Below are 13,312 nucleotides of genomic sequence, written 5' to 3' on the forward strand. Positions count from 1 at the left end.
CATGACGGGGCCGCAACAGATCCTAATCGTCGAGGACGAACCGCTGATCGCGATGATGTTGGAGGACTTTCTCGATGTCCTCGACAAGCGCTCCGCCGGCATCGCCGACAACGTCGCGTCGGCCCTGGCCAGGATCGAGCAGGGCGGGATCGACGCCGCCATCCTCGACCTGAACCTGCGCGGCGGCGAAAAGAGCACGCCGATCGCGGAGGTGCTCGCGACCAAGGGAATTCCGTTCCTGTTCGCCACCGGCGGCAGCGACGACAGCGTCGACCCGCGCTTCCGCGATCGGCCGTGCCTGAGCAAGCCGTTCACCATGGACGGTGTACAACAGGCGCTGGAGGCGCTCTGACCCTCCCGGCGATCGGGACCCTGCGTCACCGCAACAGGATAATGTCCCGCACGGCGCGGACGCCCCCGGCTAGATCCGGGCGCAAGGTCACGATCCCGTTCCCGCGCCGAACGCTTCGCTGGCGTCGGTACTCTGGCGTCAGGCCGAACTCGCCCGCAAATACCACATCGTCGATCCAGTACGGGTCGCCAGCACCCGGTTGCAGCAGGAACAGGTGGATGTGCGCCGGATCGGTCCGCCCCGGATAGGGTCCGGGCTTGATTGTCTCGACCCGATACCGGCCATCGGCTCCGGTATTCAGCCAGCCGCGCAGGCGACCAGGGGGCTCCAGTCGCTCTCGGAACCACCGTCGGCTACAACCCGGCGGCGTTGGTGTGGTGGACATAGGGCACGACTTGCCCGGCCGGTTGCCCTGCTATTGGCGCGGCGGATGACACCCTCCGGCACCAGTTGCTCACCCCGCTCTCTGCGTGGCGCGAGCATCAGCCTCGACCCCAAAGTGGCGGGATCGCGTTCCCACACCGCTTCACATCCTTCGCAGCCCGCAACCGGGCCGTCCATCGGATGCGGCTCTGCTGCGCGGTGACCCGTTCATCGCACCCGGCCATCATCGCCGCGGGCCCGACCGCCAAGGCCGCCAGCACCGTGCGTCGCGACATCATCACCCATGGCTTCCAACGGCCAGCTTGGCTGAACCTGGCATGGGGTCCGTGCAGTCGCAAAGACCGATCGGTGCGCAAGCTGCTTGCACAGACCTGCGGTCCCGCGACATAGCGCGCGCATGTCCCGCTTCGATAAAGCCATGCTGCCCTCGCGCCACGTCAGCGTCGGTCCCGAGCGCGCCCCGCACCGCTCTTACTACTATGCGATGGGCATCGCCGAAGAGGACATCGCCAAGCCCTTCGTCGCGCTCGCCAGCGCCGGCAACGACTCCGCTCCGTGCAACACCACGCTCGACGCGCAGGCCGACGCGGCGCGCGCGGGGGTGATCCAGGGCGGCGGCATGCCGCGGCGCTTCAACACCATCACCGTCACCGACGGCATCGCCATGGGCCATCAGGGCATGAAGGCGTCGCTGGTCAGCCGCGAGGTGATTGCGGACTCGGTCGAGCTGTCGGTGCGTGGGCACTGCTACGACGCGCTGGTCGGCTTCGCCGGGTGCGACAAGTCGCTGCCTGGCATGATGATGGCGATGCTGCGGCTCAACGTCCCGTCGATCTTCGTCTATGGCGGCTCGATCCTGCCGGGCCGGTTCGAGGGCCGGGACGTGACGGTGGTCGACGTGTTCGAGGCGGTCGGCCGGTTCGCGGCGGGAACATGCCCGCTGCAAGACCTCACCGCGCTGGAGAAGGTCGCGTGCCCCGGCGATGGCGCATGCGGGGGGCAATTCACCGCCAATACCATGGCCTGCGTCGGCGAGGCGATCGGATTGTCGTTGCCCAACAGCAACATGGTGCCCGCTCCTTACAGCTCGCGCGAGCAGATTGCGATCGCGGCCGGCGCACAGGTGATGGAGTTGGTGGCCGCGCAGCTGCGTCCCCGCGACATCTGCACCCGCGCTGCCTTCGAGAACGCCGCCCGCGTCGTCGCGGCGACCGGAGGTTCCACCAACGCCGCCCTCCACCTGCCGGCGATGGCCAACGAGGCGGGGATCGAGTTCGACCTCCACGACGTCGCACGCGTTTTCAAGGAAACGCCGTATCTCGCTGATCTGAAACCCGGCGGGCAGTATGTCGCGCGTGACATGCACGAGGCGGGCGGCGTCTACATGCTGATGAAGACGATGCTCGCGGGCGGGCTGCTCGACGGCGACTGTCTCACCGTCACCGGCCGTACGCTGGGCGAGAACATCGACATGGTGACGTGGAACCCCGATCAGAAGGTCATCTACGCCTGGGACGCGCCGATCACGCCGACCGGCGGCGTCGTCGGCCTGCGCGGCAGCCTTGCTCCGGATGGCGCTATCGTGAAGGTCGCCGGGATGCACCGCCTCCAGTTCGAAGGGCCGGCGCGCTGCTTCGACAGCGAGGAGGCGGCGTTCGCGGCGGTCGAGGCGCGCGACATCGCCGAGGGCTGCGTCGTCGTGATCCGCTACGAAGGGCCAAAGGGCGGCCCGGGGATGCGCGAGATGCTGTCCACCACCGCCGCGCTGTACGGTCTGGGCATGGGCGAGAAGGTCGCGCTGGTCACCGATGGCCGCTTCTCCGGCGCAACGCGCGGTTTCTGCATCGGTCATGTCGGACCCGAAGCGGCGGACGGCGGACCCATTGCGCTGGTCGAAGACGGCGATCCGATCAGCATCGACGCGGAGGCGGGCACGATCGACCTGCTCGTCGACGACGCCGTGCTGGCGAAGCGCCGCGCGGACTGGCGTGCGCCGGACAATGGCTACGGCTCGGGCGCACTGTGGCGCTATGCGCGCACTGTCGGTCCAGCCTATGCAGGCGCGGTGACGCACCCCGGCGCGACGGCCGAGAGCCATGTCTATGCGGACATCTAGTGCCGCGCTGCTGCTCGCGCTCGCCGCCTGCGCCGAAAGCCAGCAGGAGGAGAGCCGCGCCGCCGAGCAACGCGCCGTCGAGGCCGCGCCCAAATTCTTTTGCGCACAGGGCGAGGCCGAGCTGCTGGCTGAATGTACCGCGGAACGCGCCCGGACCGCGCAAGGTCGAGTGACAACAATCCGCCACCCGGATGGACATTTCCGTCGCCTGCTGGTCTCCGACGACGGTACTCAAGTCACGGCCGCCGATGGCGCGGACCCGGTCAGCGCGACCCGCACGGGTGACCAGATCGAGATCGTCGTCGGCAACGACCGCTACCGGCTGCCGACCACTCGCTGATGCTGCCGATCGACGGTCAGCCGATCCTCACCGCCGCCCAGATGCGAGCGGCGGAGGAAAGAGCGGCACCCACGCCCGAGGCGATGTACGCGCTGATGGAGCGGGCAGGGGCAGGCGTCGCGGACGCGGTTCGCCGCCTTGCGACAGGAGCCGAGGTGCTGGTCCTGTGCGGCCCCGGCAACAACGGCGGCGACGGCTTTGTCGCCGCGCGGATGCTCGCGGAGGCCGGACACCCGGTCCGCGTTGCGACGACCGGCAAACCAGTGTCCGACCTCGCGCGCCTGGCGCGGCAGGGCTGGACGGGGCCCAGCGAAGACTTAGTGACGGCCGGTCCAGCGACCGTCGTTGTGGACGCCTTGTTCGGAACCGGGCTGTCGCGCCCGCTGGACGGAAAAATAAGCGAAGCGCTGCATCGCCTGGTGCGTGCGGCACATCTTGGCATCGCCGTCGATCTGCCGAGTGGCCTTGCCACAGACTCAGGCGCGTACCGGACGGACCCGCCGACCTTCGACATCACGCTTGCGCTCGGCGCGCTCAAGCCGGCGCACGTCCTGTTCCCGGCAGCCGATCGCTGCGGCGCAGTGCGCATCCTTACGCTCGGTTTTGAGGTCGCCAGCGATCTGACGGTGCTGACGCGCCCGGCCTTCCTCAGTCCTGGCTGGGACGCGCACAAGTTTCGCGCCCTCGTCGCCGTGATCGCGGGCGTGATGCCGGGTGCCGGTGCGCTCGCGGCCACCGCCGCCGCGCGGGCAGGTGCCGGCTATGTCCTGTGTCTCGGCGGCGCGACCGACCGCGTCCCGCACGCGCTGGTTCGCCGCCGCTGGGCTGCGGACGCGCTTGCGGACGAGCGGATCGATGCCATCCTGATAGGACCTGGTCTGGGCCGCGACGACACCGCCCACGAGAAGCTTGCCGCTGCTCTCGCCAGTCATCACCCATTGGTGCTCGACGGTGATGCGCTGGCGCTGGTCACGCCCGCGCAGCTCGCCGCGCGGCGCGCGACGACCATTCTGACGCCGCATGGCGGCGAGTTCCATCGACTGTTCGGACCAGGCGACGGGAGCCGCGTCGATCGCGCCCGCGCCGCCGCGAAGGCGAGCGATGCCACCGTGGTACTTAAAGGCGCAGACACGGTGATCGCGAGACCCGATGGCGTCACCCTTGTCGCACCCGCAGGTCCGTCCTGGCTGGCCACGGCAGGCACCGGCGATGTGCTCGCTGGGGTCGTCGCTGCCCGCCTGGCGGTCGGCGCGCTTCCCGATCGGGCCGCGGCGGAAGCCGTGTGGCTTCACGCAGAGGCGGCACGTCGCGCGGGTCCGGCCTTCATCGCCGACGATCTTGCACAACTGCTTCCCGCCGCGATTGCAGCATGTCGCTGATCGTCCGTGTCGCCGGACGCGGCGAGGGCGTCACCGCCGACGGCCGTCACGTCGCCCTGGCGGCCCCAGGCGATACGTTGACCAATGCGGGCGAGGTCATCCCCGGCCCGCACCATCAGCTGCCGCCATGCCGTCACTTCCCCGAATGCGGCGGGTGCCAGCTCCAGCATCTCGACGACGTCAGCTACGCGACCTTCATCGCCGACCGCATCGCCGGCGCCCTCGCCGCGCAGGGGCTGACGACCGAGATCAGGCCGACGCTGCTCTCCCCGCCACGCACCCGCCGTCGCGCGACGCTGCATGCGGAGGGCAGGGGTGGGCGTGTCCAGCTCGGCTTCACCGCGCAGGCAAGTCACGCGATCGTGGACATGCACGAATGCCACATCCTCCACCCCCAGCTGTTCGCGCTCGTCGCGCCGCTCCGCAAGCTGCTCGCACGGCTCGGGCTCAAGCGCCGCGCCGACGTTCACCTGACGCTGTCGGCTCAGGGGCCGGACCTGCTGATCACCGGACTGACCGCCGATGGTCTCGCCGCCGCCGAGGCGATCACCGCCTTTGCGCAGGCACATAAACTCGCGCGCGTGTCGCTGGACGATGGCCTTGGTCCGGAGACCCGCTGGGAGCCGCAGCCGGTGACGATCGCCCTGAGTGGCACGCCGGTGCCGCTGCCGCCCGCGGCGTTCCTGCAGGCAACGGCCGAAGGCGAAGCGGCGCTGGTCGCGGCCGTGCGAGAGGCGACCGGCGGCGCGGCCACGATTGCCGACCTGTTCGCGGGGCTCGGCACGTTTGCTCTTGCGCTGCCGGGCCGCGTCTACGCCGCTGAGGGCGCGCGCGACGTGGTCCTCGCGCTCAAGGCGGCGGCCGCCCAGCGCCCGATCTTCACCGAGCATCGCGACCTGTTCCGCCGCCCGCTCACGTCTGCCGAGCTCGACCGCTTCGATGCAGTGGTGATCGACCCACCACGCGCCGGCGCGCGTGAACAGGTCGCTCAGCTCGCCGCCAGCAGGGTCGCGCGCCTCGCATACGTTTCGTGCAATCCCAGCAGTTTCGCCCGCGACGCGAAGACGCTATGCGAGAATGGCTGGCGGCTGGATTGGGTTCAGCCAGTCGGGCAGTTCCGCTGGTCCACCCATGTTGAGCTGGCGGCGCGGTTCAGCAGACAGCCGTCACCCTGAACTTGTTTCAGGGTCCATGCGCACCGCCAGCGACGCAGCCTGGCGTAGCTGTCGCGCATGGATGCTGAAACAACTTCAGGGTGACGGAGGTGGGTAATCCGCCTTCACAAAGAACAGCCCGTCGGGCGGCGCGTTCAGTCCCAGCGCCGCGCGATCCCGTGCCGCCAGCGCGGCGGCCATGTCGGCGACGGCCCAGCGTCCCATCCCGACCAGCGCCAGGCACCCGACCATCGAGCGGACCTGATGGTGCAGGAACGACCGCGCGGAGGCCGCGACCGTGATGCGGTCGTCGACTCGCGTCACGACCAGCCGGTCGAGCGTCCGCACCGGGCTGTCCGCCTGACAATGGACCGAGCGAAAGGTCGTGAAGTCGTGCCGCCCCACCAGCACCGCCGCCGCTGCCGCCATCGCCTCCACGTCGAGCGGCTGCGGCACCCGCCACGCCAGTCCTCGCTCCCATGTCAGCGGGGCGCGCCTGTTTGCAACAATATAGCGGTAGTATCGCGCACGGCATGAGAACCGTGCATGCCAGTCGTCCGCTGCCACCTCGCACGCGGTCACCGCCACGGGCGCAGGTCGCACGCGCGCGTTCAGCGCCTCCATCAGGCGAAACGGCGCAATGTCCTTGGTGAGATCGACATGTGCCCGCATCGCCAGCGCATGCACCCCCGCGTCGGTCCGCCCCGCCGCGTGCACCGTCGCCGCTTCGCCGGTGACCGCGAACGCCGCTTCCTCCAACGAGCGTTGGACGGAAGGCCCGCTCGATTGCCGCTGCCAGCCCTGAAAGGGGCGGCCGTCATATTCGACCGTCAACGCAAACCGCGTCAAAGCCGCGTCCCGGTGGGAACGGGAAAGCCCCGCAGCAATTCCTCGGCCGTGGTCACGCCGCGTCCGGCGCGTTGCACCAGCGTCGGCCTGATCGCGCCGTCTCCGCATGCGATCGTCAGCCGGTCGTCGACGCTGAAGCCCTCGCCGCCGGGAAAGCTGAAGGGGAGCACCGTCGCCGCCAGCACCTTGACCCGCTCGCCCGCGACCTCGAACCACGCCCCGGGCGCGGGGTTCATCGCCCGCACCAGCCGCTCGACCTCAACGGCCGGTCGCGACCAGTCGATCCGCGCCTCCGCCTTGTCGATCTTCGCCGCATAGGTGATCCCCTCGGCCGGCTGCGGCAGCGCTCCCCTTGCGTCGAGCGTCGCGAGCGTCTCGGTCATCAGCGCGGCGCCCAACCGCGCGAGTTCGTCGGTCAGCTCGCCCGCGGTCTTTCTGCCGATGGCCACCCTTCCGTCGAGCAGCACCGGCCCGGTATCCAGCCCCGCCTCCATCCGCATGATGCAAACGCCGGTCTCGTCGTCCCCCGCCAGGATCGCGCGCTGGACTGGCGCCGCGCCCCGCCAGCGCGGCAGCAGCGAGCCGTGGACGTTCAGGCAGCCGCGTTCCGGCGCATCAAGCACCGCTTGCGGCAGGATCAGGCCATAGGCGGCGACCACCGCCACGTCGGCATCGAGCGCCGCGAACGCCGCCTGCTCCTCCGCACCGCGCAGGCGAACGGGGCTGCGCACCGGGATGCCAAGTTCCTCGGCACGGCGCTGCACGGGGGAGGGGACCAGCTCGCGCCCGCGCCGCCCGCCCGGTCGCGGTGGCTGCGTGTAGGCTGCCACCACGTCGTGCCCGGCCGCGACCAGCGCGTCGAGCGTCGGCACCGCGAACGCCGGCGTACCCATGAAGATGATCCGCATGGACACCCTTCACCATATTAGTGATGCCTTCGTCACCCTGAACTTGTTTCAGGGTCCATGCGCGACGCTGACGATTGGCGAGCCGTCGCGCATGGATGCTGAAACAAGTTCAGCATGACGGATGGGAGCATTGTTCCTACATTCCTCCCATGGCGTCCCCCGAAATCGAGACCCTGACCCAGGCCCTCAGCCGCCTTCCCGGCCTTGGCCCGCGCTCCGCGCGCCGCGCCGTGCTGCACCTGCTCAAGCGGCGCGAGGCCGCGCTAGGGCCGTTGCTCGCCGCGTTGCAGGCGGTGGAGGCGCGGCTCGCCACCTGTGCGACCTGCGGCAATGTCGACACCAGCGACCCCTGCTCGATCTGTGCCGACCCGCGCCGCGACGCGCGCGCGCTGTGCGTGGTGGAGGAGGTGGCGGATCTATGGGCGCTCGACCGCTCGCGCTTGTTCCCCGGTCGCTTTCACGTGCTTGGCGGGCGGCTGTCGGCGCTCGAAGGCGTGCGACCGGAGGACCTCGCGATCGACACGCTGGTGCGGCGGGTGGAGGCGGGTGGCATCGACGAGGTGGTGCTGGCGATGAACGCGACGCTGGAGGGCCAGACCACCGCGCATTATGTCGCCGAGCGGATCGAGCGCTTTCCCGTCCGCGTGACGCAACTCGCCCACGGTCTGCCGGTGGGCGGCGAGCTCGATTACCTCGACGAAGGCACGCTGGCCCAAGCCCTGCGCGCGAGGCGTCCCGTACAATAACACCGCTGCGAGCAAGAAGACCGGTCAGCTAAGCTTGACCCTTGCACCGGCGCGCCATAGCGCCCGCCGCCATGGCCATCCTGCCCATCGTCGAGATCCCCGACCCCCGCCTCCGCCTCGTCTCGCGCGCCGTCGAACAGGTCGACGACACGACCCGCCGGCTCGTCGCCGACATGACCGAGACGATGTACGCCGCCCACGGCATCGGCCTTGCCGCGATCCAAGTCGGCGTGGCGCAGCGCGTGCTCGTCATCGACCTGCAGGAGGAGGAGGGCGCGGACGGCAAGCCGGTCCGCAACGCCGTCGCCTATATCAACCCCGAGATCCTGTCGGTATCCGACGAGCTGTCGACCTACAACGAAGGCTGCCTGTCGATCCCGGAGCAATATGCCGAGGTCGCGCGCCCCGCCAGCTGCCGCGTCCGCTGGCTGGACGAGCAGGCCGAGCGCCACGAGGAGGAACTCGACGGCCTGCTCGCCACCTGCATGCAGCACGAGATCGACCATCTCAACGGCGTGCTGTTCATCGACCATCTCAGCCGCCTGAAGCGCGCCATGGTGCTCAAGAAGCTCGACAAGCAGCGCAAGGCCGGCTGACGAAAGGGGCTGTCCCAGCTTCATCGTTCCGGCTACGTTCCTCCCCGAAAAGGGGTGCCGAATGACCGAACTGATCGCCGCTGCCGGTTTCGCGTTGCTCGCCGGGCTGTTGATCGGCTGGCTGATCGCCAGTCGCCGCTCGGGTGCGCTGGCCAGCGACCTCGCCGTCGCGCAATCGCGCTCGGCCGACGCCGACCTGATCCGCAAGGCGCGCGACGAGGTCGAGCGCGAGCGCAACGAGGCGCATCAGCTCGTCGCCGGCCTGCGCGCGGAGACCGCCGCACACGAAGCGGCGCTGCTCAAATCCGGGCAGCAGATCGCTGATCTAGTCCGCCGCGCCGAGGCGGCGGAGGCTGAGCGAAGCCAGCACGCCAGCGACCTCGCCGCACATCGCGCACAGTCGGCGGCGCGGGAGGAGGCGCATGAGGCCAACCTCGTCGCCATGCGCACCCATTTCGAAGCTGCGGCCGGCAAGGCGCTGGAAACCGCGCAGACCAAGTTCCTCGACCGCGCGCATCAGCGTTTCGCCGAGTCGGAGAAGCTGCAGGGCGAGAAGATCGCGCAGCTGCTGCAACCCGTCAGCGAGCGGCTGACACGCTACGAGGAGACGGTGACCAAGGTCGAACAGGAGCGCCGCACCGCGTTCGGCGAGCTCGACGGCCAGATCAAGGCGATGCGCGACGGGCAGGAGCGCGTCTCGACCGAAGCCGCGCGGCTGGTGAACGCGCTGCGCAACGCGCCCAAGGCGCGCGGTCGCTGGGGTGAACAGCAGCTACGCAACGTGCTGGAGACGTGCGGGCTCGCCGAACACACCGACTTCGCGATGGAGGTCAGCGTCGCGGACGGGGAGGGCGGCCGTCTGCGCCCCGATGCGATCGTGCGGGTGCCCGGCGGCAAGTCGCTGATCATCGACGCCAAGGTGTCGCTCAACGCCTATCAGGATGCCTTCAACGCGATTGACGATGCCGAGCGGTTGACCGGACTGAAGGCGCACGCGCTGTCGATGCGTACCCATGTCAACGGCTTGTCGGGCAAGAGCTATTGGTCGCAATTCGACGACACGCCGGAATATGTCGTCATGTTCGTGCCGGGCGAACACTTCCTCAACGCGGCGCTGGAGCATGACCCGGACCTGTGGGATTTCGCCTTCAACAAGCGCGTGCTGCTGGCCACCCCCACCAACCTAATCGCCATCGCGCGCACCGTCGACGCGGTATGGAAACAGGAGAAGCTCGCCACCGAGGCCCGCGAAATCGGCGCGTTGGGGAAGGAGATCTACGCGCGCATCCAGGTGATGGCGCATCATCTCGGGCGGATGAGCCGGTCGCTCGACGACACGGTCGAGAACTACAACAAGTTCGTCGGCAGCCTCGACAGCAACGTCCTCACCACCGCGAAGAAGCTCGAAGCGTACAAGATGGACGGCGGCGGCAAGCTGATCGAGACGCCCGCCGCGATCGAACGCACCGCCCGAGGCTCGGCCAAGCTCATCGCCGTAGGTGAAGCGGTCGATTAGCGGGTCGTTGTTCCGTCGGCGCCGTGTCGCCGCCCCAACACCTCATACGCCATCACCGCTGTCGCCACTGCCGCGTTGAGGCTGTCGGCCTTGCCCAGCATCGGGATCTTGACCAGCAGGTCGCAGGCGGCGGCGTAGTCGGCCGGCATGCCCTGCGCCTCGTTGCCGGTCAGCAGGAAGGTCGGCTCGACATAGGCCGCGCCGCGATAGTCGGCGTCAGTGTCGAGGCTCAGCCCGACCAGCTGCCCCGGTCCGGCGCGCAGCCACATCAAGAACGCCGGCCACTCCGCCCGCACGACAGGTACGGTGAACAGCGCGCCCATGCTCGCGCGCACCGCTTCGACGCTGAACGGATCGACGCACTCGCCGATCAGGATCAGTCCGCCGGCGCCGACCGCATCGGCCGTGCGCAGAATCGTGCCCAGATTGCCCGGATCGCGCAGCCGCTCGGCGACCAGCCAGATGCCGCTCGCGGTCCGGTCGAGCGCGTCGAGCGGCGTGTCCCACGTCTCGAACACGCCCACCACCGCCTGCGGGTTGTCCTTGCCCGACAGCTTGGAGAGGATATCGGGCGTCGTCTCGATCGCGTCGCCGCCCGCCGCCTCGACCGCGACGATAAGTTCGCCGACCAAGGGATGCGCGGCGCTCGCGAAGAACAGCTGCACCGGCAGCCGCCCGGTCTCGCGCGCCTCTGTCAGGATGCGCAGTCCTTCGGCCAGAAAGCGCCCCGACTCGCGGCGATACCGCTTGTCGCGCAGGTCGCGCACCTGTTTGATCAGGGGATTGGAGAACGCAGTGATGAGGCGAGGCATCTAATTTCCCTCCCGCTTGCGGGAGGGGCGAGGGGAGGGGCTGTCCGCACACGGTCCGCCCGACGTCCCAGGCCGACCCCCGACCCCTCCCGCAAGCGGGAGGGGAGGCGTGTCAGTCCTCGCCAAATTTCGCCTCGACCAGCGCCGCCATCGCCGCCACCGCCGCCTGCGCGCCATCGCCCTCGGCGCTGATCACGACGCTGTCGCCCATCGCCGCGCCCAGCATCATCAGGCCCATGATCGATGTTCCCGTCACCGTATCACCGCCCCCGAATCGCATCACCTGCACCTCGCACGGCTGCTGTCCGGCGAGCTGCACGAACTTGGCGGAAGCGCGCGCGTGCAGACCGCGACGATTGGTGACCGGCACCGTGCGCGAAACGCCCGTCACGCCGCCGCTTCGCCCAGTACCTCGGAGGCAACCGAGATATATTTGCGCCCCGCCTCGCGCGCCGCGGCGACTGCGTCGGCGACCTTCATCGCCTTGCGCGCGGAACCGAGCCGAATCAGCATCGGCAGGTTCATGCCCGCGATTACCTCCACATGTCCGCGCTGCATCAGCGAGATGGCGAGGTTGGACGGCGTGCCGCCGAACAGGTCGGTCAGCACGACCACGCCCGCGCCCGTGTCCACGCCGGCGATCGCGGAGGCGATATCCTCGCGGCGCTCCTCCATGTCATCCTCCGGACCGATCGCGACGGTCGCGATCTGCTCCTGCGGACCGACGACGTGGACCATCGCGGTGACGAACTCCTCCGCCAGCCGCCCGTGGGTCACCAGAACCAAGCCGATCATGTGCTCTAGATTTCTCTACCTTGTACCGGCCGGCCGGCGGTCTTCCAACGAGTCCTGCGGCGCGGCCTTCAGGTCGCGATGGGTCACCGTGGGCGAAAAGCCCCGCTCGCGCAACCACCGCCCCAGTCGGGCGGCGACATGGACCGATCGATGTCTCCCACCGGTACAGCCTATGCCCACGGTGACATAGGATTTGCCCTCCGCGCGATAGCGGGGAAGCAGCATCGCCACCAGCTCAGCGATGCGCTCGAAAGCCTCTTCGTAGGCGGGATCGGCCGCGACATAGGCGGCGACGTCGGCGTCCAGCCCCGTGCCGGGCCTGAGCGTCGGCACCCAGTGGGGGTTCTGCAGGAACCGCATGTCGAACACGAGGTCCGCGTTGCGCGGCAGCCCGCGCGCGAAGCCGAACGACGTCACCGACAGGACCGGCTCGTCCTCGCCCGCGGCAAAGCTCTGGCGCACCTGCCCCGCCAGATCGTGCGCGCTGATGTTGGTCGTGTCGATCAGCCGGTTGGCCCAGTCGCGCAAGGGAGCCAGCAGCTCGCGTTCACGCGCGATGCCGTCCGATGCTGGCCGATCGTCGGCGAGCGGATGGCGTCGCCGTGTTTCCGCATAGCGCCGCTCCAGTTCGGCGCCCGCGCAATCGAGAAACAGCGTGCCGACCTCCCGGCCCCGCCTGCTCAGATCGGACAAGCGCGCGATGATCCTGGCGGGGTCGAAATCACGTGTGGTGGTGCCCAGCCCCAATGCCAGCGGCCGCGCCGGCTCGTCACCCTCCGCCGGCGCGCTCAGCAGGCGATCGAGCAGTGGCAGCGGCAGATTGTCGACCACTTCCCATCCCAGATCCTCCAGCGTCCTCAGCACGGTAGACTTGCCGGCGCCGGACATGCCGGTGACGATCAGGATGCCCTTGTCCCTTGCAGCGCTCATGCGGGCGGCACCTCCGGCTGGCGCAACGCCCATTCGACCTTGAGCACGGTCGATGCGCGGAATGGGTCCAGCGTCACCTCACGGATGGCGATACCCGCAATGCGGCGCACGCGGCGTTCCGGCAGTCGCTGATCCTCCTCCGCCAGCCGGACCACCAGTGCCACCGGCGCGGCGTCCACGTGCGGCACGGTTACGATCCCAAGCCCCCGCACCTCGACCTGCCCGGCCATCCGTTCAGGCGACCTGGCGATCAGCCGCTGACCGTCGCGCGTGACAAGGGTGCGGTCGTCGCTCACCAGTGTCGCGCCGCGATCGATCAGACGCAGCGCCAGATCCGACTTGCCAGCCCCGGAGCGGCCCTCGATCACCACCGCCTCCCCGTCGATCGCGACGGTCGTGGCGTGCAGCGTATCGGAAGATGGCTCCGGCAAGCGG

16 protein-coding genes are annotated in these 13,312 nt (G+C 69.3%); 8 read left to right on the plus strand and 8 right to left on the minus strand.

The window, feature by feature from the left end; genetic code table 11:
* Position 1: 1 nt before the first annotated feature.
* A complete protein-coding gene (locus JWN21_RS05935; protein ID WP_299647233.1) occupies positions 2-352 on the plus strand; it encodes a response regulator in 351 nt (116 codons plus the stop codon).
* A gap of 25 nt (positions 353-377) precedes the next feature.
* On the opposite strand, the gene JWN21_RS05940 is transcribed toward JWN21_RS05935, so the two are convergent.
* Positions 378-737 carry a hypothetical protein gene (locus JWN21_RS05940; protein ID WP_299647235.1) on the minus strand — a complete coding sequence of 120 codons (360 nt, stop codon included), beginning with the start codon at positions 735-737 and terminating at the stop codon, positions 378-380.
* 396 nt (positions 738-1,133) lie between these two features.
* On the opposite strand from JWN21_RS05940, the gene ilvD reads away from it, so the two are divergent.
* The 4 genes from ilvD to JWN21_RS05960 are packed head-to-tail and all read left to right on the plus strand — an operon-like array spanning position 1,134 to position 5,746.
* The gene (gene ilvD, locus JWN21_RS05945) at positions 1,134-2,852 is read left to right on the plus strand and encodes a dihydroxy-acid dehydratase (RefSeq protein ID WP_299647237.1); all 1,719 of its coding nucleotides are present in this window, start codon (positions 1,134-1,136) and stop codon (positions 2,850-2,852) included.
* Positions 2,839-3,192 (plus strand): hypothetical protein, encoded by a 354-nt coding sequence (locus JWN21_RS05950; RefSeq protein WP_299647239.1) that lies wholly within the window; start codon positions 2,839-2,841, stop codon positions 3,190-3,192. The genes ilvD and JWN21_RS05950 overlap by 14 nt, the downstream gene beginning before the upstream one ends.
* Positions 3,192-4,571 carry an NAD(P)H-hydrate dehydratase gene (locus tag JWN21_RS05955; protein ID WP_299647241.1) on the plus strand — a complete coding sequence of 460 codons (1,380 nt, stop codon included), beginning with the start codon at positions 3,192-3,194 and terminating at the stop codon, positions 4,569-4,571. Before JWN21_RS05950 ends, JWN21_RS05955 begins: the two co-directional genes overlap by 1 nt.
* Positions 4,562-5,746: a class I SAM-dependent RNA methyltransferase gene (locus JWN21_RS05960; protein ID WP_299647243.1), complete on the plus strand. Its 1,185-nt coding sequence runs from the start codon at positions 4,562-4,564 to the stop codon at positions 5,744-5,746. Before JWN21_RS05955 ends, JWN21_RS05960 begins: the two co-directional genes overlap by 10 nt.
* 75 nt (positions 5,747-5,821) lie before the next feature.
* On the opposite strand, the gene truA is transcribed toward JWN21_RS05960, so the two are convergent.
* A complete protein-coding gene (gene truA, locus JWN21_RS05965) occupies positions 5,822-6,574 on the minus strand; it encodes a tRNA pseudouridine(38-40) synthase TruA (RefSeq protein ID WP_299647245.1) in 753 nt (250 codons plus the stop codon).
* Entirely contained in the window at positions 6,571-7,482 is a 912-nt protein-coding gene (gene fmt / locus JWN21_RS05970; protein WP_299647247.1) for a methionyl-tRNA formyltransferase, read from the minus strand. Before fmt ends, truA begins: the two co-directional genes overlap by 4 nt.
* 149 nt (positions 7,483-7,631) lie before the next feature.
* Between fmt and recR the strand changes: the two genes are divergently transcribed.
* The 3 genes from recR to rmuC all read left to right on the plus strand — a co-directional run bounded on the left by recR (position 7,632) and on the right by rmuC (position 10,340).
* Positions 7,632-8,228, plus strand: coding sequence for a recombination mediator RecR (gene recR / locus JWN21_RS05975; protein WP_299647249.1), 597 nt, complete (start codon positions 7,632-7,634; stop codon positions 8,226-8,228).
* A 71-nt stretch (positions 8,229-8,299) separates the two neighbouring features.
* On the plus strand, positions 8,300-8,824 hold the full coding sequence (def, locus tag JWN21_RS05980; protein ID WP_299647251.1) for a peptide deformylase: 525 nt from the start codon (positions 8,300-8,302) through the stop codon (positions 8,822-8,824).
* Between the two features lie 61 nt (positions 8,825-8,885).
* Positions 8,886-10,340 (plus strand): DNA recombination protein RmuC, encoded by a 1,455-nt coding sequence (gene rmuC / locus JWN21_RS05985; RefSeq protein WP_299647252.1) that lies wholly within the window; start codon positions 8,886-8,888, stop codon positions 10,338-10,340.
* Here rmuC and JWN21_RS05990 read toward each other — a convergent pair.
* The 5 genes from JWN21_RS05990 to JWN21_RS06010 form a co-directional block, all read right to left on the minus strand.
* Positions 10,337-11,152: an RNA methyltransferase gene (locus JWN21_RS05990; protein WP_299647253.1), complete on the minus strand. Its 816-nt coding sequence runs from the start codon at positions 11,150-11,152 to the stop codon at positions 10,337-10,339. The two genes, rmuC and JWN21_RS05990, sit on opposite strands and share 4 nt — an antisense overlap.
* Before the next feature lie 112 nt (positions 11,153-11,264).
* A complete protein-coding gene (locus JWN21_RS05995; protein ID WP_299647254.1) occupies positions 11,265-11,543 on the minus strand; it encodes an HPr family phosphocarrier protein in 279 nt (92 codons plus the stop codon).
* Positions 11,540-11,947: a PTS sugar transporter subunit IIA gene (locus JWN21_RS06000; RefSeq protein ID WP_299647255.1), complete on the minus strand. Its 408-nt coding sequence runs from the start codon at positions 11,945-11,947 to the stop codon at positions 11,540-11,542. The genes JWN21_RS05995 and JWN21_RS06000 overlap by 4 nt, the downstream gene beginning before the upstream one ends.
* Positions 11,948-11,962: 15 nt before the next feature.
* Positions 11,963-12,877, minus strand: coding sequence for an RNase adapter RapZ (gene rapZ, locus JWN21_RS06005; RefSeq protein ID WP_299647256.1), 915 nt, complete (start codon positions 12,875-12,877; stop codon positions 11,963-11,965).
* Entirely contained in the window at positions 12,874-13,308 is a 435-nt protein-coding gene (locus tag JWN21_RS06010; RefSeq protein WP_299647257.1) for an HPr kinase/phosphorylase, read from the minus strand. Before JWN21_RS06010 ends, rapZ begins: the two co-directional genes overlap by 4 nt.
* Positions 13,309-13,312: the final 4 nt, after the last annotated feature.

The organism is Sphingomonas bacterium (assembly GCF_028292945.1).
In the GTDB taxonomy this organism is placed as follows: domain Bacteria; phylum Pseudomonadota; class Alphaproteobacteria; order Sphingomonadales; family Sphingomonadaceae; genus Sphingomonas.